Source organism: Afifella sp. H1R, from assembly GCF_021462425.1.
GTDB classification, from domain to species: Bacteria; Pseudomonadota; Alphaproteobacteria; order Rhizobiales; family Afifellaceae; genus Afifella; species Afifella aestuarii.
On record NZ_JAKEDY010000001.1, the window covers coordinates 966,436 to 988,459 of the forward strand.

18 protein-coding genes and 1 tRNA gene are annotated in these 22,024 nt (G+C 62.8%); 5 read left to right on the forward strand and 14 right to left on the reverse strand.

Annotated elements, in window-relative coordinates; genetic code table 11:
* Nucleotides 1-10: 10 nt before the first annotated feature.
* The 3 genes from L0F51_RS04560 to L0F51_RS04570 are packed head-to-tail and all read right to left on the reverse strand — an operon-like array spanning nucleotide 11 to nucleotide 5,139.
* Nucleotides 11-2,074 (reverse strand): SPOR domain-containing protein, encoded by a 2,064-nt coding sequence (locus L0F51_RS04560; protein ID WP_234628140.1) that lies wholly within the window; start codon nucleotides 2,072-2,074, stop codon nucleotides 11-13.
* 47 nt (nucleotides 2,075-2,121) lie between these two features.
* Nucleotides 2,122-3,888: an arginine--tRNA ligase gene (gene argS / locus L0F51_RS04565; RefSeq protein WP_234628141.1), complete on the reverse strand. Its 1,767-nt coding sequence runs from the start codon at nucleotides 3,886-3,888 to the stop codon at nucleotides 2,122-2,124.
* A gap of 51 nt (nucleotides 3,889-3,939) precedes the next feature.
* Nucleotides 3,940-5,139 carry a deoxyguanosinetriphosphate triphosphohydrolase gene (locus L0F51_RS04570; protein WP_234628142.1) on the reverse strand — a complete coding sequence of 400 codons (1,200 nt, stop codon included), beginning with the start codon at nucleotides 5,137-5,139 and terminating at the stop codon, nucleotides 3,940-3,942.
* 72 nt (nucleotides 5,140-5,211) lie between these two features.
* Between L0F51_RS04570 and erpA the strand changes: the two genes are divergently transcribed.
* Both erpA and xth read left to right on the forward strand, forming a co-directional pair.
* Nucleotides 5,212-5,589 (forward strand): iron-sulfur cluster insertion protein ErpA, encoded by a 378-nt coding sequence (erpA, locus tag L0F51_RS04575; RefSeq protein ID WP_128294342.1) that lies wholly within the window; start codon nucleotides 5,212-5,214, stop codon nucleotides 5,587-5,589.
* Nucleotides 5,590-5,638: 49 nt separating this feature from the next.
* Nucleotides 5,639-6,421 carry an exodeoxyribonuclease III gene (gene xth / locus L0F51_RS04580; protein WP_234628143.1) on the forward strand — a complete coding sequence of 261 codons (783 nt, stop codon included), beginning with the start codon at nucleotides 5,639-5,641 and terminating at the stop codon, nucleotides 6,419-6,421.
* A 14-nt stretch (nucleotides 6,422-6,435) separates the two neighbouring features.
* On the opposite strand, the gene L0F51_RS04585 is transcribed toward xth, so the two are convergent.
* The 10 genes from L0F51_RS04585 to L0F51_RS04635 all read right to left on the reverse strand — a co-directional run bounded on the left by L0F51_RS04585 (nucleotide 6,436) and on the right by L0F51_RS04635 (nucleotide 17,437).
* Complete coding sequence (locus L0F51_RS04585; protein ID WP_234628144.1) at nucleotides 6,436-7,038, reverse strand: SCO family protein; 603 nt, start codon at nucleotides 7,036-7,038, stop codon at nucleotides 6,436-6,438.
* On the reverse strand, nucleotides 7,038-7,559 hold the full coding sequence (locus L0F51_RS04590; protein WP_234628145.1) for a copper chaperone PCu(A)C: 522 nt from the start codon (nucleotides 7,557-7,559) through the stop codon (nucleotides 7,038-7,040). Before L0F51_RS04590 ends, L0F51_RS04585 begins: the two co-directional genes overlap by 1 nt.
* Before the next feature lie 58 nt (nucleotides 7,560-7,617).
* Nucleotides 7,618-8,133 (reverse strand): hypothetical protein, encoded by a 516-nt coding sequence (locus L0F51_RS04595; RefSeq protein WP_234628146.1) that lies wholly within the window; start codon nucleotides 8,131-8,133, stop codon nucleotides 7,618-7,620.
* 124 nt (nucleotides 8,134-8,257) lie between these two features.
* A complete protein-coding gene (locus L0F51_RS04600; protein ID WP_128294161.1) occupies nucleotides 8,258-9,031 on the reverse strand; it encodes a tetratricopeptide repeat protein in 774 nt (257 codons plus the stop codon).
* Entirely contained in the window at nucleotides 9,018-10,742 is a 1,725-nt protein-coding gene (ilvD, locus tag L0F51_RS04605; RefSeq protein WP_234628147.1) for a dihydroxy-acid dehydratase, read from the reverse strand. Before ilvD ends, L0F51_RS04600 begins: the two co-directional genes overlap by 14 nt.
* Before the next feature lie 278 nt (nucleotides 10,743-11,020).
* Entirely contained in the window at nucleotides 11,021-13,732 is a 2,712-nt protein-coding gene (locus L0F51_RS04610; RefSeq protein WP_234628148.1) for a valine--tRNA ligase, read from the reverse strand.
* A 151-nt stretch (nucleotides 13,733-13,883) separates the two neighbouring features.
* The gene (locus L0F51_RS20060; RefSeq protein ID WP_304504492.1) at nucleotides 13,884-14,648 is read right to left on the reverse strand and encodes a DUF2497 domain-containing protein; all 765 of its coding nucleotides are present in this window, start codon (nucleotides 14,646-14,648) and stop codon (nucleotides 13,884-13,886) included.
* A gap of 332 nt (nucleotides 14,649-14,980) precedes the next feature.
* Nucleotides 14,981-16,363 carry a TolC family outer membrane protein gene (locus L0F51_RS04625; RefSeq protein ID WP_234628149.1) on the reverse strand — a complete coding sequence of 461 codons (1,383 nt, stop codon included), beginning with the start codon at nucleotides 16,361-16,363 and terminating at the stop codon, nucleotides 14,981-14,983.
* Nucleotides 16,364-16,512: 149 nt separating this feature from the next.
* Nucleotides 16,513-17,169 (reverse strand): protein-L-isoaspartate O-methyltransferase, encoded by a 657-nt coding sequence (locus L0F51_RS04630; protein WP_234628150.1) that lies wholly within the window; start codon nucleotides 17,167-17,169, stop codon nucleotides 16,513-16,515.
* Nucleotides 17,170-17,363: 194 nt separating this feature from the next.
* Nucleotides 17,364-17,437: transfer RNA gene (locus tag L0F51_RS04635), tRNA-Cys, on the reverse strand.
* Between the two features lie 160 nt (nucleotides 17,438-17,597).
* On the opposite strand from L0F51_RS04635, the gene L0F51_RS04640 reads away from it, so the two are divergent.
* The 3 genes from L0F51_RS04640 (at nucleotide 17,598) to L0F51_RS04650 (ending at nucleotide 20,508) form a co-directional block, all read left to right on the forward strand.
* Nucleotides 17,598-18,587, forward strand: a complete 990-nt coding sequence (locus tag L0F51_RS04640; RefSeq protein WP_234628151.1) for an aminotransferase class I/II-fold pyridoxal phosphate-dependent enzyme — start codon at nucleotides 17,598-17,600, stop codon at nucleotides 18,585-18,587.
* Nucleotides 18,584-19,549 (forward strand): adenosylcobinamide-phosphate synthase CbiB, encoded by a 966-nt coding sequence (gene cbiB, locus L0F51_RS04645; protein WP_234628152.1) that lies wholly within the window; start codon nucleotides 18,584-18,586, stop codon nucleotides 19,547-19,549. The genes L0F51_RS04640 and cbiB overlap by 4 nt, the downstream gene beginning before the upstream one ends.
* Before the next feature lie 101 nt (nucleotides 19,550-19,650).
* Nucleotides 19,651-20,508 (forward strand): cycloisomerase, encoded by an 858-nt coding sequence (locus L0F51_RS04650; RefSeq protein WP_234628153.1) that lies wholly within the window; start codon nucleotides 19,651-19,653, stop codon nucleotides 20,506-20,508.
* 2 nt (nucleotides 20,509-20,510) lie between these two features.
* Here the strand turns inward: L0F51_RS04650 and L0F51_RS04655 are convergent, their stop codons facing one another.
* Nucleotides 20,511-21,986 (reverse strand): cobyric acid synthase, encoded by a 1,476-nt coding sequence (locus L0F51_RS04655; RefSeq protein ID WP_234629334.1) that lies wholly within the window; start codon nucleotides 21,984-21,986, stop codon nucleotides 20,511-20,513.
* Nucleotides 21,987-22,024 lie beyond the last annotated feature (38 nt).

Consider the following 22,024-nt stretch of genomic DNA (forward strand, 5'->3'; position numbering starts at 1 on the left):
GCGTGGAGTTCTACTGCGTTACGAAGCAACTGCCGCCGGCGCTCTGCAGATTCTCGCACAACGAGATCGCCGCCTCACGCGAAGCCATCGGACCGACGCGGACACGGTAATAGATGCCTTTGTCGCCGAGATCGGCCTGAAGGATCATGGCCTCCTGGCCTCCGAGAAGCTGCGGGAAACGACGCTGCAGATTGCTGTAGGACGATCGGGCCTGCTCCTCTGAACGCTGGGAGCTGACCTGAACCGCCCATCCGACCGGTGCCGTGGAGGCGACCTGCGGCTCTGACGCATTCGACGTCGGCGCCGACGCGGTCAAGGAAGAAGCCGGTGCCGCCGGCTGCGGCGCGGTCTGCGCCGAACTCGGAGACGGTGCGACGAGATCCGGCACAGTCGGTCGCGCCTGCGGCAGGTTCGCGATGTCGAAGCTCGGCGTTTCGGCGGCGGTCGGTGTTTGGCCGAGCCCGTTCGGCTCCGCGCTCGCTTGTGCGTTACTTCCACTGTCGTCAGCAGGCATACCACCGTCTTCCGGCTGCACGCGCACGCTCTGCACCTGGACGGGCTTCGGATCTGTCGCTGGCGCAGGCCCGGCGAGTTCCGTCGGCTCCTGAGGGGCAGCGGCCTGACTGTCGGGAGCGTTTTCCACGATCGTGCCATCCGGGCGGACCGTCAAAGTGCGAACCTTCTTCGGCCCAATCGGTGTGACCTGTGGCCCGACCTGCGGCTGAGCCGTATCGTCCGAAATCCGCGCGGAGATCTTGCCCTCGTCGTCTGCCACGGCAGCCCCATCATCGGCGGCCTCGCCCTCTTGCGCGTTCGGCAACACGATGCGAGCGATTTCCCGCGGCTCTTCGTTCCGGTCGACGAGCTTTTCGTCGGTCTCGGGATTGCGGCCAGAGACGCGGTCGAACACGGCCTGGCCAACCTCGTCGTCTTTGTTGTCGCCCGGGCTTTCGACGGCCACTTTCACGTCGCCGCCATCGGCGGTGATGACAGGAACGGACTCATCTGAATCGCCGTCACCTCCGCCGAGCATGGCAATGACGCCGCCGCCGACAACGACGACACCCAACACGGCCGCAAGCGCCATCAGGCCTTTGCGGCGTCCTTTGCGTCCATCCCCATCGTCGTCCATACGGATCTGACCATCGGGATCGCCGTCTGCACGACTGACGAGCGGGTCACTGTCGACAAGGAACGGAAACTCTTCGTGGCTCGGCTCGGGTGTGTCGGCGAGATCATCGCTTGCGGGCCAGTCGCGCTCCGCGCGCGGGGATCCGGCCTGAACGTGGGGGACATAGGGAGCGCGCGGCTCGCGCGCCTGCGAGACACGCTCATCTTCGACAGGATCGGCCCGCTCCGGTTCCCCATAATCCGATTGCCCATAATCGGCACCGCCGCGCTGCGGTTCCGACCATGACGGCTCTTCCCTCTCGGACTGGGCCGCGAGTTCGCCCGGGAGTTCATGCTCCATCCAATGCGCAAAATCTCGAGCCGCATCATGATGGGATTGGGCGTACGTACCTTCCGGAGCGTCATAAGGCTCCTGCGGCGGCTCTTCATAACCGGGAGACTGACGCGAATTCTCATAAGCGCCATATGGCTCAGAGGCCGGATAACGATCCTCGGAGGCAGATCGCTCGTCAAATTCCTCCGCGGCAGGACCGCTCGGAAACCGTGTCACCAGAGATGCAAGAGGGTGCTCGGCACGCGGCTCGTGGCTCTGCCAATGCGCCGGCTCTTCCGGCTCTTGCGGGGGCTCGGGCACGAACCGGGGTTCCGCGCGCGTGTAGGTCTTGGGTGTGTAGGGCTCAGGCGTGTAGGTTTCGGGCTGGCGCGCACGGTTCGACTGCTCGAACTCGCGCATCAGCTCGGCTTCGAGCTCGGACGAGAACGCGTCCACGTCGGGCTCCCGCCTTGTGGGGGCAGCCTCGGCACGTGGCGACGGACGATAATATGAGCTGTCTTCGCTGACGATACGCGCCAGCTCGACGAGCGGATCCTCCTCCTCGGGGCCGGCAGGTCCGCCGCCGGGGCCATGATGCAAGTAGGAGGTTTTCGGACGTTCATCCGCCATCGGGAAACCTTACGCGTTGTTCCGGTAACGCCGGGCGCTCCTGAGACTCAGCGCATCTCCTTGGGCGCCTCGACCCCGAGCACCGACAAGCCCGCTCGGATCACCATGCCAACAGCATCCACCAAGCCAAGCCTCGCTTTGGATATCTCTATATCATCAGGCTTAATGAAGCGTAATTGCGGCGACTCCTTGCCTCTGTTCCAGTGAACGTGAAAGGAATTCGCTAGATCGTAGAGATAATACGCAATCCGATGCGGCTCTCTGCTCTGGGCGGCAAGCTGCACGATACGCGGCCAGTCGCAGAGCTGCTTGATGAGCTGGAGCTCGCCAGCGTCTTCGAGCCGGATGAGCCGCTCGGCTGAGGCGAGCTCTGCAGGCGTCTCGTCAACCTCCGGCATTTCCTGCGCAAATTGCCGCCGCACGGAGGCCGTGCGCGCATGCGCATACTGCACGTAGAAAACCGGATTGTCCTTCGACTGCTCGGTCACTGTCTGAAAATCGAAGTCGAGCGGTGCATCCGCCTTGCGGGTCAGCATCATGAAGCGAACCGCGTCGCGGCCCACCTCGTCGACAACGTCGGCGAGCGTCACGAGATCGCCCGCCCGCTTCGACATTCTGACGGGCTCCCCTGCCCGGAAGAGCCGAACGAGCTGTGACAGCTGCACTTCGAGCTCGCCCTTGCCTTCAGAAATGGCTTTAACCGCGGCCGTCATACGCTTGACGTAGCCGCCGTGATCGGCACCCCAGACATCGATCATATGAGCGAAGCCGCGCTCGAACTTGTCGAAGTGATAGGCGATGTCGGAGGCGAAGTAGGTATAGCTCCCGTCCGCTTTCTTCAGCGGCCGGTCGACATCGTCACCGAACGACGTCGCCCGAAAGAGAAGCTGCTCGCGCTCGTCCCAGTCTTCGTCCTCGTTCTCCTGCCCCTTGGGCGGAGGCAGAGTTCCCCAGTAGACGAGATCGCGCTCTTCAAGCCACGCGATGAGTTCCGCCACCCGGTCACGGCCGTTCCCGATCAGCGAACGCTCGGAGAAGAACACGTCGTGACGGATATTGAGGCTGGCGAGATCGTTGCGGATATTCTCCATCATCGCAGCGATCGCAAAGTCGCGCACCAGAGGCAGCCAATCGGCTTCATCCTGGTCCTTGAGCGCGTCACCATATTTCTCGGCAAGCGCTTTCCCGACGGGAACGAGATAATCGCCCGGATAGAGCCCCTTCGGGATCTCGCCGACCGTCTCGCCAAGCGCTTCGCGGTAGCGCAGATGGACGGAGCGCGCGAGCTGATCGACCTGCGAGCCGGCATCGTTGATGTAATATTCCCGCGTCACCGCCTGACCGGAGGCCGCCAGAAGGTTTGCGATCGCATCACCGACGACGGCGCCGCGGCAATGGCCGACATGCAACGGTCCGGTGGGGTTGGCCGAGACGTATTCGATGTTGACGGCCGCACCCTGCCCCGCCGGCACGTAGCCATAGCGGTCGCCGGCTTTCAGGATGGCCGCGAGTTCCCGCGCCCAGAAGGATTGGGCCAAACGCAAATTGAGGAAGCCAGGGCCGGCGATCTCCACCGCGTCCACATCGTCGTGGCGCGAGAGCTCGGCACCGAGCCTGGTCGCCAAATCGCGCGGCTTCATCGCCAAAGGTTTCGCGAGCACCAGCGCAGCGTTGGTGGCAAGGTCGCCGTGCGCGGCATCGCGCGGCGGCTCGACCACCACGCGCGCAAGAAGCTCCGGCGCGATCTCGCTTTCCGTTACGACCCGAGCGATAGCGGCCCGGACCCGCTCCGCAAAATCATCAAAAAGGTTCATGCTGGAATATCCGTTGCCGTCTACGCGGCATACCGTTGATAGGCTTGGCCCCTAGCCGAGATCGGGGGTGCGGTCAAACAGGCGCCGATGCTCGGCAACCGCAAAGCCGTCGCTCATCCCGGCGATATAATCGGCCGCACGGCGGGCCCGCCTCCGTTCATCGCTCATATCGAGCTCGGCCTGCCACACGTCCGGCAAGAGCTTAGGCTCCGAATGCAGGCGCTTGAACAGATCCGTGACGATCGCCTCACCGGCATGGGCCGCCCGCATGACACTCTCATGGCGATAAAGCCGTGAAAAAAGAAAGCCTTTCAGATCCTTCTCCTCGCGCGCCAGATTCGCCGAGAAACCGACCGTCGGCTCGCCGGCATGGGTGACCGCGCGCACCGACGCCGCACCCTCAAGCCGTCTGGCCGTCTCGACAAGCACATCGGTGATCATCACGGTGATCAACCGCCGCGTGAGCTCGGCCGCAAAACGCGAGCGCTCCAGCGCGGGAAAGGTTCGATCGAGTTCGCCGATGATGCGCGCCGTCAGCGGGACCTCGACAAGGTCTTCGGGATGCAGCAGGCCGGAGCGCAACCCGTCGTCGATGTCGTGCGCATCATAGGCGATGTCGTCGGAAATCGCAGCGATCTGGGCTTCCGCGCCTGCATAATTTTCCAAATCGAGGTCGAGCGCCTCATTGAGCTCCATCACCACCGGAGAGAGAGCCGACGCCTTTCCTTTCAGCGGCCCGTTGTGTTTGACGAGGCCTTCCAAAGAGGCGCGCGACAGATTGAGACCGTCATAGCGCGCATAGCGCCGCTCCAGCCGCGTAACGACGCGCAGGCTCTGAACGTTATGATCAAAGCCGCCATATTCGCCGAGAGCGGCACTCAAAGCCCGTTCGCCGGCATGGCCGAACGGCGTGTGCCCAAGATCGTGCGCAAGCGCGATCGCCTCCGTCAAATCTTCGTCGAGACCCAAGGGACGCGCAATCGAGCGCGCAACCTGCGCAACCTCCAGGGAATGCGTCAGCCGCGTTCGGAAATGATCGCCTTCCGGCCGGATGAAGACCTGCGTCTTGTGCTTCAGTCTCCGGAACGCGGTGCAATGCACGATCCGGTCCCGGTCACGCTGGAACGGCGAACGCAGAGGATCCTCCGTCTCCTCATGCACACGGGCACCTCCCTCTTCCGGGCCTGTGGCGTAGGGCGCTCTCCAGCGGGCGCCGTGCTTGAGGAGATGACGAGGAAGGCTCGCACTCATGATCTGGCTACGATTGACTTGCGGGGCGGTGCTTCTTAGCTACGATGCATTGAGATGAGCAAGGTGGCCACCATGACCGAGGCCTCGACGATCAGCGCCCCCACGACCGAACAAGCCCCGGAGACGGCGGTTGTTTTGACGGATCGTGCGGCAAAGCGCATCGCCAAAATTCTCTCCGGCGAGCCTGAGGAGACGGCCCTGCGGATTTCCGTCGAAGGCGGCGGCTGTTCCGGCTTTCAGTACCGTTACGATCTCGTCCAGGACCCGCATGACGACGACGATCTCGTGCTCGCGCGCGACGGGGCGACGGTGCTGATCGATTCCATGTCGCTTCCCTTCATGGAGGGCGCTGTGATCGACTTCGTCGACGATTTGATGGGTCAGTCCTTCCAGATCAAAAACCCGCATGCCACCGCCTCGTGCGGCTGCGGCACCAGCTTCTCAATCTGACACACAGAACGCGCTGACCGACAAAGGCGCGCAGAGATCGGACAGGCCGTTGAAGATTGCCACCTGGAACATCAACGGCGTGAAAGCGCGTCTTGATGGCCTCGTCACCTGGCTCGGAGAAGCGAGCCCCGACGTCGTCTGCCTGCAGGAAATCAAATCGGTCGACGAAGCATTCCCGCGCGAACCGATCGAGGCGCTCGGCTACAATGTCGCCACGCATGGCCAGAAAGGCTTCAACGGCGTCGCGATCCTGTCGAAGCGACCGCTGGAAGACGTGACGCCGCGCCTTTCCGGCGACGAGGACGACGTCCAAGCCCGCTTCCTGGAGGCGATCGTGCCGGACGACCACGACGGCATCGTCCGGGTGGTCTCGGCCTACATGCCGAATGGCAATCCGATCGGGACGGAGAAATTCTCCTACAAGCTCGCCTGGATGGAACGCCTGGAGACTTGGGTGGACGAGCGGCTGGCGCTCGAAGAGCCCTTCGTTCTGGCCGGCGATTTCAACATCATCCCGGAGCCGATCGACGCCCGTCACCCGGAAAGGTGGACGGACGATGCCCTCTTCCAGCCCGAAACGCGCAATGCCTACAGGAAGCTCACCGCACGGGGCCTGACCGACGCCCTGCGTGCGGTGACCGATGCGGGCGACATCTACACCTTCTGGGACTACCAGGCCGGCGCCTGGCAGAAGAACAACGGCATCCGCATCGACCATCTTCTCTTGTCGCCAGAAGCGGCCGATCGCCTCGCGGGCGTAGGCATCGACAAGCATGTGCGTGCCTGGGAAAAGCCCTCAGATCACGTCCCGGTGTGGGTCGCACTCAGCTGACGCCGATGTAAAAGTCAGGCGTTCCCGGCAAGCCGCTTCAGCTTCGCGAACATCGAATCGCTGTCCTCACCGTAATTGAGGGTTCCAACGAATTTTCCGTCCTGATCCATCAGATAGACGGACGCCGTGTGATCGATCGTGTAGTCGCCATCATCGGTCGGGACCTTCTTGTAATAGATCTTATAGGCCTTCGCGATTTCCTCGATCTGCGCTTCGTTGCCGGAGAGCCCGCGGATATGCGGATCGAAGGCGGAGACGTAATCCTTCATCTTCTCCGGCCCATCGCGCTCCCAGTCGACCGAGACGAAGAGGAAATTGAGCTTCTCGGCATCGTCCCCCAGCCGCTGGATCAGACCCGAGAGCTCGTAAAGCGTCGTCGGGCAGACATCGGGGCAGAAGGTGAAACCGAAATAGATCACCGTCGGCTTGCCGCGGAAATCCTCCTCACTGACGGTCCTGCCGTCCTCATCGACGAGCGTGAAGGGGCCGCCAATGGCGGCCACCCCAACGCTTTGCTGCAACCGTTCAGGAGGCGTCAGCAGAACGGCGAAGACCGCCGAGACTGCGAGAATCGCTACCGCTCCTGCAACGAGCAGCCAAATTTTGCGCATCGACATCACTGAGCTTTGCTGTTTTCCGGCCTATCCATCGTGTGCCCGTCCATCTTCATCGCATCGCCGTTCGGGCCAGGAGCCCCCACGGCCGAAGCGGGCATTTCCACGTCGACCGAGCCAGCCTTCTCGAAAGTGAGCGTGACCGGCACGTTCGCCCCTTCTTCGATGGGAGCTGTCAGATCGATGAACATGACATGCAGGCTGCCGGGCTTCAGTTCGACCGTCGCTCCGGCCAGAACCGGGATGCCATCTTCGAGCTGGCGCATCTTCATCACGCCACCCGACATATCCATGGTGTGAAGTTCCACCCGACTGGAAATCGGCGATGACGCGGAGACGAGACGGTCGTCCTCATCGCCGGTATTCGTGATCTTCAAAAACCCACCGCCGGCGGTGGCCGAAGGCGGCGTCGCGCGTGTCCAGGGATGCCCGATCTCGAGATTGCCGAGCTTGTATCCGTGAGCGAGAGCGGGTGTGGCGGCAAAAACGAGAGCAGCCGCAATGAGGTGTGCAACAAGGCGCATCGATTTCTCCATCTGCGCATAAAGAGAACCACCGGCAGAGGCCGGACGGGGAAAGGCGTCAGCTGGAGAGAATGGGTGGCGCTCGGGCCTCGGCTGCAAGACGCAGCTCGGACGGATGCGAGGCCCCGCCCCTAACGTCGCGGCCAACCACAAGAAATGGCCCGTAACCCGCAAGGAGAATAGCGCCATCTTGCGGCACCGCGGGCAGCATGAGGCTTGAGGAATGACAGAGCGCAGAACAACAGGGGCATGCCCCGTTGTCGTGGTTCTTGCCTTCCCCCTTGTGGTCAGGCGATGCGAGCGGATTGCACAGGGCGGTCGAGTTGCCCCCGGCCATGAAGCCGATGGCATAAGCACCTGAAACGCCCTGCAAAAGAAGCATATAGGCGACGACGATGGCGACCAGGCCACCGACGAATCTGTCACCGAGCACGTGCCTCATAAAGCGCATGACGAAGTCATGCCCGATCGCCGGGCGGAAGCCAATGGCAAAAAGCGGAAACTCAGAGGAAGGAATTAGGATCGCGCAGCAATGCCGGCCCGGATGGTTCGGTCTGAAGAACGCCGGTTGCACGAGACGGCGAAGAAGGCTGGTTACACGAGACGGCTTGGACGACAGCGATCCCCCGCATGGCGGCAGCCTTCGTCGATAAGCGATTGCCAGGAGATGGAGGCCGCAGGCGGAGGAGAGACGAAAGCTATTTCGTCTTGCTCTTGGCGAGGTAATCCTCCGCCAGAGCCATAGCCGTGCGGCGATCGTTCTCGCTCGCAGCCGCAAAGGCCTCTTCATGGAGCGATTGGATGGCGTCGTCGCCACGGTAGGAATTGCGCGCGATTGAGAGCCACATCAGGCCTTTCACCGCATTGCGCCGGATGCCGATGCCGTCGAACAGGAGCCGCCCAAATTCCGCCTGGGCCTGCGCATGGCCTTTATCGGCCGCGAGTTTCAGCCAGCGCGCCGCCTGGCGATCGTTCTTCTCGCCGCCGCGGCCGTTCAGATACATCATGCCGAGCTGAAACTGCGCCTCCGGATCGGCGAAGTAGGACGCGGCATAGGAATAAAAACGCCGGGCCTTCCCCTCGTCGGCGACGACCGTTCCCGCGATCCCGTCACGAAAATAGCCCGCGAGCGCGACGAAGGCATCGGAGACAAAGCGTGCATCCGAGCCACGCGGGTTGCCGTCGGCATAGTCGTTGGCGATCTTGGCGAAGATCCGAAAGGCGTGCGCGTCATCCTCGCTGACACCGTCGCCGGTGGCATAGATGCGCCCGAGCTTCCACAACGCGGCGGTGTGACCCTTGTCCGCGGCATAGGACAGCGCTTCCAGAGCCTCGGCCGTGTGGCCCTGTTTGTAGGCGATATATCCTTCACGAAACGCCTCGCGGGCCGACGTATCGGGATCGAAGGCGAAGGCAGGCGTCGCCATCGCCACCGCCAGACACGCGACCGGCAGAACACTACTGATCCGCATAGCACACCGTTTCCGCCGCGCCGCCCGGATGCGTCACGGCACCTTTTCGCGCCGCTCCGACGGTCTGCGCGTATTTCCACAAAGCGCCGGAGCGATAATCCGTCTCACGCGGCGTCCATCTTTGACGCCGACGATCCAATTCCGTGTCGTCGAGCTCGACCGAGATCGTCCCGGCCTCAGCATCGATCTCGATGATGTCGCCATCCTGAAGGAGAGCGATCGGTCCGCCCACGGCCGCTTCCGGCCCGACATGGCCGATGCAGAACCCGCGCGTCGCGCCGGAGAAGCGTCCATCCGTGATCAACGCCACTTTGCTGCCCATTCCCTGCCCATAGAGAGCGGAGGTCGTGGACAACATTTCGCGCATGCCAGGCCCACCTTTCGGGCCTTCATAGCGGATCACCAGAACGTCTCCCTCCTGGTACTGACGGCTCCGCACGGCCTCAAAGCATTCCTCTTCCGTATCGAAGCAGCGCGCCGGACCTTTGAAGCGCAGATTGGTCATGCCCGCGACTTTCACGATCGCGCCATCAGGGGCGAGATTTCCGGAAAGACCGACCACGCCGCCTGTCGGGCTGATCGGTTTGTTCGCGGGATGAACCACGTCCTGCTCATCGTTCCACTGAACATGTTCCAGATTTTCGGCAATTGTGCGGCCGGTGACTGTCATGCAGTCGCCGTGCAAGAATCCGTTATCGAGAAGGGTTTTCATCAACAACGGGATGCCGCCTGCCTCGAACATATCCTTGGCGATATACTTTCCGCCTGGCTTGAGGTCGGCAATGTAGGGCGTACGTTTAAAAATTTTCGCAACTTCGAAGAGATCGAAGTCGATGCCGCATTCATGCGCGATCGCCGGCAGATGCAGCCCAGCATTTGTGGATCCACCCGAGGCTGCGACCACCGTTGCGGCGTTCTCCAACGCCTTGCGCGTCACGATATCTCGCGGACGGATCTGCTGCGCGAGAAGCTCCATGATCTGCTCGCCGGCCGCATAGCAGAAACGGTCACGGAACTCATAGGGCGCCGGCGCGCCGGCCGAATAAGGCAGAGCGAGCCCGATCGCCTCGGAAACCGTCGCCATGGTGTTGGCCGTGAACTGTGCCCCGCAGGCGCCGGCTGAAGGACAGGCAACCGCTTCCAACTCGGCGAGATCTTCGTCGGTGAATTCGCCGCTCAGATGCTTCCCGACGCCTTCGAAGACGTCGAGGACGGTGACCTCCTTGCCGCGAAAACTGCCGGGAAGGATCGTCCCGCCATATATGAAGATCGACGGCACGTTGAGGCGCACCATCGCCATCATCATTCCGGGCAGGGATTTGTCGCAGCCGGCAAGACCGATCAGAGCGTCGTAGCAATGGCCCCGCATGGTCAGCTCGACGGAATCGGCGATCACCTCGCGTGACGCGAGCGAGGCCTTCATCCCGGCGTGACCCATGGCGATCCCATCGGTCACGGTAATGGTGGTGAATTCGCGCGGCGTACCTTTGGCCGCTGCAACGCCCTTCTTGACGACCTGCGCCTGTCGCGACAGCGCAATGTTGCACGGCGCGGCCTCGTTCCAGCAGGTCGCCACACCCACGAACGGCTGATGGATTTCCTCAGTCCCGAGACCCATCGCATAGTAATAGGAGCGATGCGGCGCACGCGACGGCCCCTCCGTCACATGGCGGCTTGGCAGACGTGACTTATCAAAACTTTTCGCGTCCATGCCCCTAAGCCCCATGAACTCTTGCCCCAGGTGGAGCCTTCGCCATAAAGCTCCGCCTGCGCTTCGTTTATGACTGAAACGTGGCGCTTGTTAATGGGTCTAAGGGGGTGAGCTTCTCGCGCTAAGCGGCTGTTGCGCAATGGCCACAGCGACTCCCCGCACGGAGCCGTTTCGCACGACAAAACGCGACGAATGTAAGGCGACGCTTCGGCCGAAGCCCCATGCGTAGGAATAGGCGCGCGACGGGGCCGTAGCGATGGCCCCGTCAAATGCTCCGGTCAGTGCGTATCGCTCAGCCGTCCGAGCGCGGCGGCCAAACGTTCGCGATCGGCGACGTATTCCGCGCGTTTCTCACGTTCTGCCGCAACGACCTCTTCAGGCGCCCGGGCCACGAATTTCTCGTTGCTGAGCTTTTTGTCGAGGCGTGAGATCTCGCCGTCGACCTTGCCGATCTCTTTCTCAAGGCGCGAGCGTTCGGCATCGAAGTCGATCACGCCCTCAAGCGGCAAGGCACAGGTCGCCTCGCCCACGAGAAACTGTGCCGCGTTCTTCGGCACATCCGGGGCGGTCGAGATGGCGTCCACCCGCGCGAGCCGTTCGATCGCCGCTTGATGGCGGGCAAGCCGCTCCTGCGTCAGCTCGGAGGCTGCGCAGACCACGAGCGGCGTACGGGCACCGGCCGGCACGTTCATCTCCGCACGAACCGATCGGATCGACGAGACGAGCAGAACCAGCCAGTTGATGTCGTCCGCTGAAGCCTCGTCGCCAAACGCACTTTCCGGCCAGGACGCGAGTGCCAGAAGCCCGGCCTCCTCTCCGCCGAGTTCATCCCAAAGCGCCTCGGTGATGAACGGGCTGAAGGGATGCAGAAGCTTCAGGATATCGACGAGAGCCCGGCCGGCAACCGCCCGCGTCTCGACCGCGGCCGCTTCGTCGTCTCCATCGAGCACCGGCTTGATGAGCTCCAAATACCAATCGCAGAACGTATCCCACACGAAGTGATAGATGGCATCGGCCGCCTCGTTGAAGCGGTACGCCGTGATGCCTTCGGTGACTGCGGCGACCGTGCGGGCAGCCTCCGTCAGAATCCAGCGATTGACCGGCAGTTTCGCCTCGGCCGGATCGAAACTCGCATCCAGCCCGCAGCCCTTCATCTGACAGAAGCGCGCGGCATTCCACAGCTTCGTTCCGAAATTGCGATATCCTGCAACACGTTGCGGAGACAGCTTAATGTCGCGTCCCTGCGCCGCCATGGCGGCCAGCGTGAACCGCAGCGCATCCGCGCCAAACTCCTCGATGAGTTCCAGCGGATCGATGACGTTGCCTTTCGACTTCGACATCTTCGCGCCGTGCTCGTCGCGCACGAGGGCGTGGATGTAGACGTCCGCAAAGGGCTCCTGCTTCATGAAATGCAGTCCGAACATCATCATCCGGGCGACCCAGAAGAAGATGATGTCGAAGCCCGTCACGAGCACGTTCGTGGGATAATAACGGGCGAGCTCCGCCGTCTCGTCGGGCCAGCCGAGCGTGGAGAACGGCCAGAGCGCCGAGGAGAACCAGGTGTCGAGCACATCCTCGTCGCGGTCGAGTTTCACCCGGCTGCCGTAATGGCGGTAAGCGGCGGCTTCCGCCTCTTCCTCGGAGGCCTCCACAAAGACCTCGCCATCCGGCCCGTACCAGGCCGGAATCCGATGTCCCCACCACAGCTGGCGCGAAATGCACCAGGGCTGGATGTTCTCCATCCACTCGAAATAGGTCTTTTCCCAATTCTTCGGGACGAAGGTCGTGCGCCCCTCGCGAACGGAAGCGATCGCAGGCTTCGCCAAGGTGACGGCGTCCACGTACCACTGGTCCGTCAGGAACGGCTCGATCGGCACGCCGCCGCGATCACCGTGCGGCACGACATGGACGTGCTCTTCGATCTTCTCCAGAAGACCTCGCTCATCCATCATCGCGACGACCTTGTCGCGCGCCGTGAAGCGGTCTTGCCCATGAAGGGCCGCGACGGTTTCGGCAAGTTCCGCACTCTCCGGCACGTCGCACAGAAAATCTTCGTTGCCTTCGAGGACGAGATTGGCCTCCACGTCCATGACGTTGACCATGGCGAGATCATTCCGTCGCCCGACCTCAAAGTCGTTGAAGTCGTGGGCCGGGGTGATCTTCACAGCGCCCGAGCCGGCTTCGGGATCGGCATACTCATCCGCGACGATCGGAATACGGCGGCCGACGAGCGGCAGGATCACATGCTTGCCGATGAGATCGCGGTAGCGCTCGTCTTCCGGATGCACGGCCACGCCCGTATCGCCCAGCATGGTCTCGGGCCGGGTGGTGGCGACGGTGATGTATCGGCCTTCCTCTCCCTCGATCGGGTATTTGAAGTGCCACAGATGCCCCTTCATCTCGACCTGTTGCACTTCGAGGTCGGAGATCGCCGTCAGGAGCTTCGGATCCCAATTGACGAGCCGCTTGTCCTTGTAAATCAGCCCTTCCTTGTAGAGCTGAACGAACACCTTGATGACGGCAGCCGACAGCCCCTCATCCATGGTGAAGCGCTCACGCGACCAGTCGCAGGAAGCCCCGAGGCGTTTCAGCTGATTGAGGATCATGCCGCCCGACTCGGCCTTCCAGGTCCAGACCTTCTCCACGAAGGCCTCGCGGCCGATATCGCGGCGGCCCGGCTCCTGACGCTCCATCATCTGCCGCTCGACGACCATCTGCGTGGCAATGCCGGCATGGTCCATGCCGGGCTGCCACAGGACGTCCCTGCCCTGCATGCGGTTGTAGCGCACGAGCACATCTTGCAGCGTGTTGTTGAGTGCGTGCCCCATATGCAAGGAGCCGGTCACGTTCGGCGGCGGGATGACGACTGCGAACGTGTCTGCGCCAGGCTCCGCACCGGCACCGGCACCGGCACGGAAGGCATCGGCATCAAGCCATTTCTGGGAAATACGGGGTTCGACGTTCTTTGCGTCGAAGGTCTTTTCTAGCATGAGGGAAACGCACCATGGGCCCGGAAGCGGGCGCTGAAACCGCCGCGGTTAAACTGGTGCGCCCGCCGCCTGTCAACAAGCGGTCTGGATCAGCAGCCTGAACGGCTGCGAAGAAAGGGGTCGCCGCGACCGAGGGCCGCGACGGGCTTGATCAGCGACGTCCGCGGGAAACGCGCTCGATCTCTTCTTTGACGAGCCGCTCCACAAGCGGGGGCAGATTGTCGTCGAGCCATTCTTTCAGCATCGGCCGCAGCATCTCGGAGACGAGATCCTCCAAGGTGCGCGCGTTCTGAGACAGAATGGTATGCGCCAAAGAATTGAAGGCACCGGATACCGCCTCATCCGCATCATCGGACAAGAGCCGATCCTCGGCGCGCGCATGCGCTTCATAAGTCGTCATAGAGCTGGGCTCCTTCGCTGCCGACCTTGCCGGCTCGACCGTCTCTGGCCCTGCGCGATGGCCAAAGGAAGGCTGCGCGGCCTCCGGCACCGCCGTCTCGGCGGCCTTTGGTTCCTCAACCGGCTCAGGCTCCGGCGACGGAGCCTCAACGCCGACGGCAGTCTCAAACGGGGCGGAGAAATCCGGAAAATCATCCTCCTCGTCGTCGGCCGTGTCCGCGGCGGAAGACGGCTCCGCGACAGCTTCCGGAGCCGGGACAGCAGGCTCGTCGACAGGCTGAGGCGCCAGCGGTTGAGGGGCGACAGACTGAGGAGCATCAGGCTGACTGGCATCAGGCTGAACGGCATCAGGCCGGGCGGCAGCCGCCGTCGGTTCGGCCTCGTCATCCTCGATGGCGACGCGCAGAGACCTCGAAGCACGCGCCTCCGACTTGTCGCCGTCCTCGGAAATGATCTGGCGGATCGACGCCAGGATCTCCTCCATGGTCGGTTCCTGTGCCGCGCTCGGATTAGCCATAAAATGCTCCCTGGGCAGAGGCCTCAGCCTCCACACATCGAATCGCTTTGGTTGTACATGCGCATTTGAAGGTTAAAGAAAGCCCATCACCAGGGGCTTAAACGCATAATCCCCAGGCCGGGCACGCGCGATGCGTGCATCATCTGAGAGAGCAAACTCTACGGAATGGCTGCGGCGCCTAAGAAGGAACGCCTGTGCGCTGCGTGGCACCGGCATCGATAAAAGGCGCAAGAGCACGTGGCATTGGCGCAAATGGCGCTATCCGCGAGCTCCCCCAGCGCTTTTGAAGCCGAGGGGAACGGCCGAAACAAAAAGAAGCCGTTTCGTTCGCCTCAGCGACCGTCCGGCGTTCTCAGCCCGAACCACTTGTCCTTCACGGCCTCGTAATGGGCTTCCGCGTGATAGCGCTCCACCGGGAGGTTCAGAGCATCTGCATTGAGCCGGCCCACGGCAGCAAGCAGCGAGAAAGCCGCCACGATGCGGTCACGCTGGCTCACCACGCGATTGACGTTGGCGTCGAGAAGCGTGCTGCGGGCGTCCAAGACGTCGAGCTGCGTGCGCTGACCGACCCGCTGCTCCTCGATCACGCCCTGCAGGGCGATATCCGAAGCGGCGACCTGCGCCGTGGCGGCGAGAATCGAGGCGTTGGTCGCCTCGAGAGTGCCCCAGGCCGCAACGGTCGAGGCACGCACCTGCTCGCGCGCCACATCCACCTCGATGCGCCGCTGGCCAAGAAGCTCCTTCGCCTGCCGCACCCGGGCCGAAACCGAGCCACCCTGATAGATCGGAATCGAAACACGGCCGATGATCTGCGCCGTCTCGGTGTTGTCAGGCCGCCCGACTCCGATCTCTTTCTGCAGATTGCCGGTGACGCTGACGGTCGGCAAAAGCTCGCCCTCGATCCGCTTCGCATCATAGGCGGCCGCATCCATGGCGTATTGCGCGGCGATGATGGACGGATGCCGGTCGAGACTGAGCGAAAGCGCCTGCTGAAGCGAGCTCGGCAGCTTGTTCCGGAACGGGAACGTCAGCTGAAGATTGTTGGCCTCGTGACCGACGACCTGGCGATAGATCGCCTTGCTGGCGACGAGATTGGCTTCCGCCAGGCTGAGGTTCGACTGGGCGAGACTCAACTCGGCGCGCGTCTGCGCCACGTCCGTGCGGGTATTCTCGCCAACGTCGAAGCGGTCTTGCGCGGCTCGCAACTGCTCATCGAGAAAGTCGATATTCTGGCGCCGCAATCGCAACAGCGCCTCGTCACGCAGCACATCCATATAGGCTTGGGCTGCATCGAGAAGGACGTCCTGAACTGTGCTTTCCAGGGCAAAGCGACTGGCATAGACGTTCGAGGTCGCGCCGCTCACCGCGTTGCGCGTCTGAAATCCGTTGAACAGGTTCTGCTGAACCTGGACGCCGACTGCGAGGTCCGAGGTGTTCTGGCTGAAATCAGCTCCGACGCCACCAGAATGCGCATAGCCGCCGCTATGGGTTCCGTCGATTTCGCCGTAGGCGGAAACCTGCGGCCGGTTGCCGGCCTTGGCGATCGGCACATTCTCGTCGACCGCGCGCGTTTCGGCACGCTGAGAATTGATCGTCGGGTTGTTCCAATAGGCTGAGGCGAGCGCCTCGGTGATGCTCTCTGCTCCGGCGGGAGAAGCCAGAAGCGTAGCGGCGAGAACAACGCCCAGGGAGTATCTACATGGGGTCAGGAGCACGACGTCTACCGGAAGCTGCGACCGCCGCTCGCGGTCATATGGGTTTTAACATCAGATGCACGAAACTCGTCGCCTTTGCTACGACCTCCGGCATTTCTATTATCGGCTGCGGCCCTTCTGCAACACCCGGGAATCGGGCGTTAAAGGCATCAAAAAACGAACTCGCGCTTGCGCTCGAAGCCCGGAATGACTGGTGCAGTCGCATCGAGAACCGGTCTGCCACTGGTATGGGTACCGACGCGCGAATAGAGCATCACACGCCCCGCCTCGCCGTTCATCTCGATCGTGGCAAGACGGCCATATTCGCTGAGTTGCTCGAAAATCGCCGGCGGAATCACCTCGATTCCCCCCGCGATGAGAATCGCATCGTACGGCCCCTCTGAGGGATACCCCTCGGTCAGAGACCCTTCGACGATCGCAACGTTGTCGATTTTCAACGAGACCATATTGGCCTCCGCCGCGTGACGCAGCTCCTCGTCCGGCTCGACCGCGACGACCGCTTCGGCAAGACGCGCCATGAGCGCCGAGGCGTAACCCCGCCCACAACCGAGATCGAGCACCACCTCTTTGGGGGTGATCTCCATCGCCTGGATGATTCGGCCGAGAAGCGCCGGACTGAGAAGCACACGTCCCGGCGATTCGAGCGGCAAGTCCAGGTCGGAATAGGCGAAAGGCTGCTGCACTCCGGACACGAAGCGCTCGCGGGGCACATTCAGAAATGCCTGAATGAGTTCACGATCGGTGACGTCCCGGGTGCGGATCTGATTGTCGACCATCCGCTGACGCAGGGTTTCATTGTCTGTCATGGCTCGTTCCTGACCGTTGCGTCGTCTTTCCTAGCGGGGGTCGAGCGGTGCGACAAGCAAGGCCGCCCGCAAACATGGAGAAGCCCGCAGAAAGAGCTGCAAATCGTAGCTCGAGACCGTCTAGGACATCTCAACAGGAGGACGCGAACTCATCTTCGGAGGTGTCAGGCGTCTCTGCGAGGATGGGAGGGCTCTGGAGGCCTCGCCCGGAATCGAACCGGGGTATACGGATTTGCAGTCCGCTGCGTCACCACTCCGCCACGAGGCCAGAGGCGCTCCCGTAGCAAAGCTTTGCCGGTCCGACAAGCACAAGCAGCTCCCGCGGCAAAAAGATGCTGCGGGGGGCTGCATCCCGCTTTTTGGGGAGCCCAGGCCTCGTCGCAGGGCCTTGAGTTGCGCTATGAGGCGCGCGGGCAAAGGGAAACGAAATGTATCACGGCGGCGACCCGGCAGCGGCGGGGGCACTCTACGGCATTTTCCGCGACGACTGGCTCGATTTGTCGACGGGAATCAATCCCCGTGCATGGCCATGGCGGGAACGCGTCAATCTCGACGAGGTCGCCCTGGAGCGACTGCCGTCCCGGGGTGATCTCAACTCCGTGATGGCCGCAGCAAGAGACACTTACCGGGTTCCGGAAGACGCCGAGATTCTGCCCGTGGCGGGCATCGAGCCGGTCATACGCCAACTCCCCTCTCTCATAAGGAAGGCGGTTCTTCTCGACACTTCGTATGCGTCCTATCGCACAGCTTTCGATAACCAGATCCCTGTCATCAGGGCGCCGAGCGAGATCCCGGCGCGAACGAGCGTCATTCTGGTCAATCCCAACAATCCCGACGGCAGAGTTCTGTCGCCGGAGACGATTCTGTCGCTCGCAGAGAGCCGGCAGGACGCTGATCTCGTCGTGGTGGACGAAGCTTATGAGGACGCGCTGACTGAACGCACTTCGGTGATCCCGTTCATGAGCCGGATGCAGAATCTCGTCGTGCTGCGTTCGTTCGGGAAATTCTACGGCCTGCCCGGACTGCGTCTCGGCTTCATCATCGCTCACGCGCAGCTGATTGCACCGCTGCGCGAGCGCCTCGGCGACTGGCCCGTCTCACAGCTGGCCATCACCCTTGGCCGTCAGGCGCTCGCCGACAGAGAATGGCAGGAAAAGACGCGCCTCAGCCTCGACACTCAGGCACGAGAACTCCGGGCGCTCCTCGTCGCCCATGGCCTGCAGTTCGAAAGCCAGTCTCCACTTCTGGCCCTCATTCGCGACGACCGCGTGGCCGAGATGCACCGCGGCCTCGCCGCGCGTGGCATTTGGACCCGCATCTTCACCGACCGACCCGACTCGCTCCGTCTCGGGCTTCCGGGCGACGAGAGCGAATTTCGTCGGCTCGAGGTCGCTTTCAACGAGATTTTGCCGTCATGAGCCGTCTTGTCGTTCTTGCCCTCGGCCTTCTGATCGACCGCCTCGTCGGAGACCCGGACGAATTGTGGAAGAAGATCGGCCATCCGGTCGCCTGGATCGGACGCTTGATCGAGGGTCTCGATCAAGGCCTCAACGATGAACGAAAAACCGGTGACGAACGCCGCAAGCGAGGCATGCTGGCCGTCGCCGTCCTTCTCGGGCTCGCGGTCTTCGCGGGTGTCGTGCTGCACCGAATCGCTGCAGCACTTCCTCTCTCCCTGATCGTCGAAGCGCTGCTCGTCTCTGTGTTCCTCGCTCAGAAGAGCCTTTTGGAGCATGTCCAGGCCGTCGGCGACGCCATGGCAGAGGGCGGCATCGGCCCGGCGCGCAAAGCCCTCTCCTGGATCGTCGGCCGCGACGTCACCCAACTCGACGAAGCCGGCGTCAACCGCGCAGCCCTCGAATCGCTGGCGGAGAACTTTTCTGATGGGCTGGTGGCGCCGGCCTTCTGGTATCTCGTCGGCGGACTCCCCGGCCTCCTCGCCTACAAGGCGCTCAACACGGCCGATTCCATGATCGGACATAAGAACGAGCGCTATGAGGATTTCGGCTATGCCGCGGCGCGTCTCGACGATCTTGCAAATTATGTCCCCGCTCGGCTTTCCGCGCTCCTCATCGCGGCTGCCGCGGCGTTCGCCGAAGCCTCCCCGAGACAGGCCCTGAAAGCGGCGCGGCGCGACGCGCCGCTGCATCGCTCGCCGAATGCCGGCTGGCCCGAGGCGGCACTCGCCGGGGCGCTTGGCCTCGCTTTCGGGGGACCACGAAGATACGGGAACGACGCCGTCGAAGGCGCCTGGCTGAACGCAGAAGGCCGCCGCGAGGCGACGCTCAAGGATCTCCGCCGCGGATTGAGGCTCGCCGACGCGACATGGCTGCTTGGCCTGGCGCTGGTGGCCATCAGCGCGCTCCTGATCTGGGGATAACGAGCGCAGCCGCGCATCCTTGTCAAAGCGTCACGGCAGTGAAGCACGGTCGACACGGAAAATCGCAATGACAGAGCGTTCCATTCTCTTAGGAGACGCTCATGTGTCGAATCGCGTTTTGCTCCCTCGCCGCTCTGGTCGTCCTCGCCACTTCCGGTCTGGCACAAGAAGGCACGCACGAACCCGCTGAGACACTCAAAAGCGAAACGGTTCGCTCTTACGACGTGCCGGAGGCCAATCAGGCGGTCGGTGTCGACGACAAGTACTTCTACGCGGTCGATAACCGCACCATCGCGAAATACGCCAAGGATACGGGCGAGCGCGTCGCAGCCTTCGAGCGCGACAAAGGCGGCGCTGTGAAGCATTTCGACAGCGCCACCGTCGTCGACGGCAAGATCTATGTCGCCCATTCCAATTATCCGGAATGGCCGATGACGAGCTCGATCGAGATCTTCGACGCCGCCACGCTCGATCACTTGGAAAGCCACAGCCTCGGGACCGATCGCGGTTCGCTCACCTGGCTCGATCGCAAGGATGGCGTCTGGTATGGGGCCTTTGCGAATTACAACCGTGTCTTTGAGCGCAGCCAGCATGCCTATGGCAACAAATACACTACCCAGCTCGTGCGCTTCGATGACGATTGGCGCGTGGCCGAAGCCTGGCTCCTGCCCGACGCGCTTCTAGAAAAGTTCGACGATATGAGCAATTCCGGCGGTTCGTTTGGCCCTGACGGCAATCTCTGGCTCTCCGGTCACGATCCGGCAGAGATTTACAAAATGGAGTTTCCCGAATTCGGCTCCATCATGCGTTGGGTGGCCACCGCCGCGGCGGAAATCGCCGGCCAGGGTATTGCCTGGGACCACTCTGATCCTGGCGTGATCTATGGCATCATTCGAGACGAGCGCCGCGTAACGGCGACCCGCATCGATCTGCCGAAGAAGCAAGCAGCGGCCGATTAAGCTCAGGCGCTCTTGCGCTCGTGCAAACCGCGAGAGGCCGCGATCTCAAAAATCCGGTCGAGCGACAGATGCTCTTCGAGATGCTGCGCCAGGGCGTCGAGGACCTCTTCGACGCCCTCGTCGTAGCGCGTGCTGCTTGTCGCACCGAGATTGGCGAGGAAAGCCCCTCTGAAAGCGTCGGAGCCGAAAAGGCCGTGCGCATAGGTGCCCATGACGCGCCCATCATAGGCGACAGCCCCATCCGGGCGCCCTTCGAGCGTTGCGAACGGTTCGGAGCGGCCGGGCCCAACGGTCTCGCCGACATGGATCTCGTAGCCCGAGAACTCCGCGCCCGTGGCCACATGCACGCCCCGCACCGGCACCGTCGTCTTGTCGGCGGTGAGGTTCGTGGTGACGTCGAGAAGCCCGAGACCACGCACATTCTGAGGGGCGCCTTCGATGCCGTCCTTGTCCGCGATCAGGCGGCCGAGCATCTGAAACCCTCCGCAGATCCCGAGAACGTGGCCCCCTCGGCGCACATGCGCGGCGATATCGATATCCCAGCCGGCCTCGCGCAGCGCCGCCAGATCGGCGATCGTCGACTTCGAGCCCGGAAGAAGCACGAGATCGGTGTCGCCCGGCAGCGCCTCGCCCGGCTCGAGGATGACGAGTTCGACGGACGGCTCCTGCCGCAACGGGTCGAGGTCATCGAAATTGGCGATGCGGCCGAGACGCGGCACCACCACCTTCACGATGGCGGCACCTTTTTTCGATGTCTCCGCGGGTTCTTCGAGCCCGAGCACATCCTCTGCCGGCAGCTTCGCGGCGCCCGGAAAATGCGGCACGACGCCGAGGCCGGCCCATCCGGTGCGCTCTTCGATGATCCGCATACCTTCGTCAAAAAGCGTAACATCGCCACGGAAGCGATTGACGATAAAGGCTTTAATAAGGGAGCGGTCAGCCTCATCAAGGATCGCATGGGAGCCGACGAGGCTCGCGATCACACCGCCGCGTTCGATATCTCCGGCGAGAATGACCGGCACATCGGCCTCCAACGCAAAGCCCATATTGGCGATATCGCCCTCACGCAGATTGACCTCCGCCGGAGAGCCGGCCCCCTCGACGACAACGATATCGGCAGCCTCGAGCTGCCGGTTGAAGCTGTCCATCACGGCGACCAGGAACTCGGGCTTGCGCACCGTGTAATCACGCGCCTTCAGCGTCGCTACGCGCCGTCCCTGCACGATCACCTGAGCACCGATATCGCTTTCGGGCTTCAGCAGAACCGGATTCATGTGCACGGACGGCGGGACGCGGGCGGCCAGCGCCTGCGTCATCTGGGCTCGTCCGATCTCGCCACCGTCCGCCGTCACGCCGGCATTGTTCGACATGTTCTGCGGCTTGAAGGGTCTCACCTTGAGACCCCGATTGCTGAAAGCCCGGCAGAGGCCGGCAACCAGAAGCGACTTGCCGACATGCGAGCCGGTGCCCTGGATCATAATGGCGGGGGTACGAGACACGATAACTCCGAAGGGTT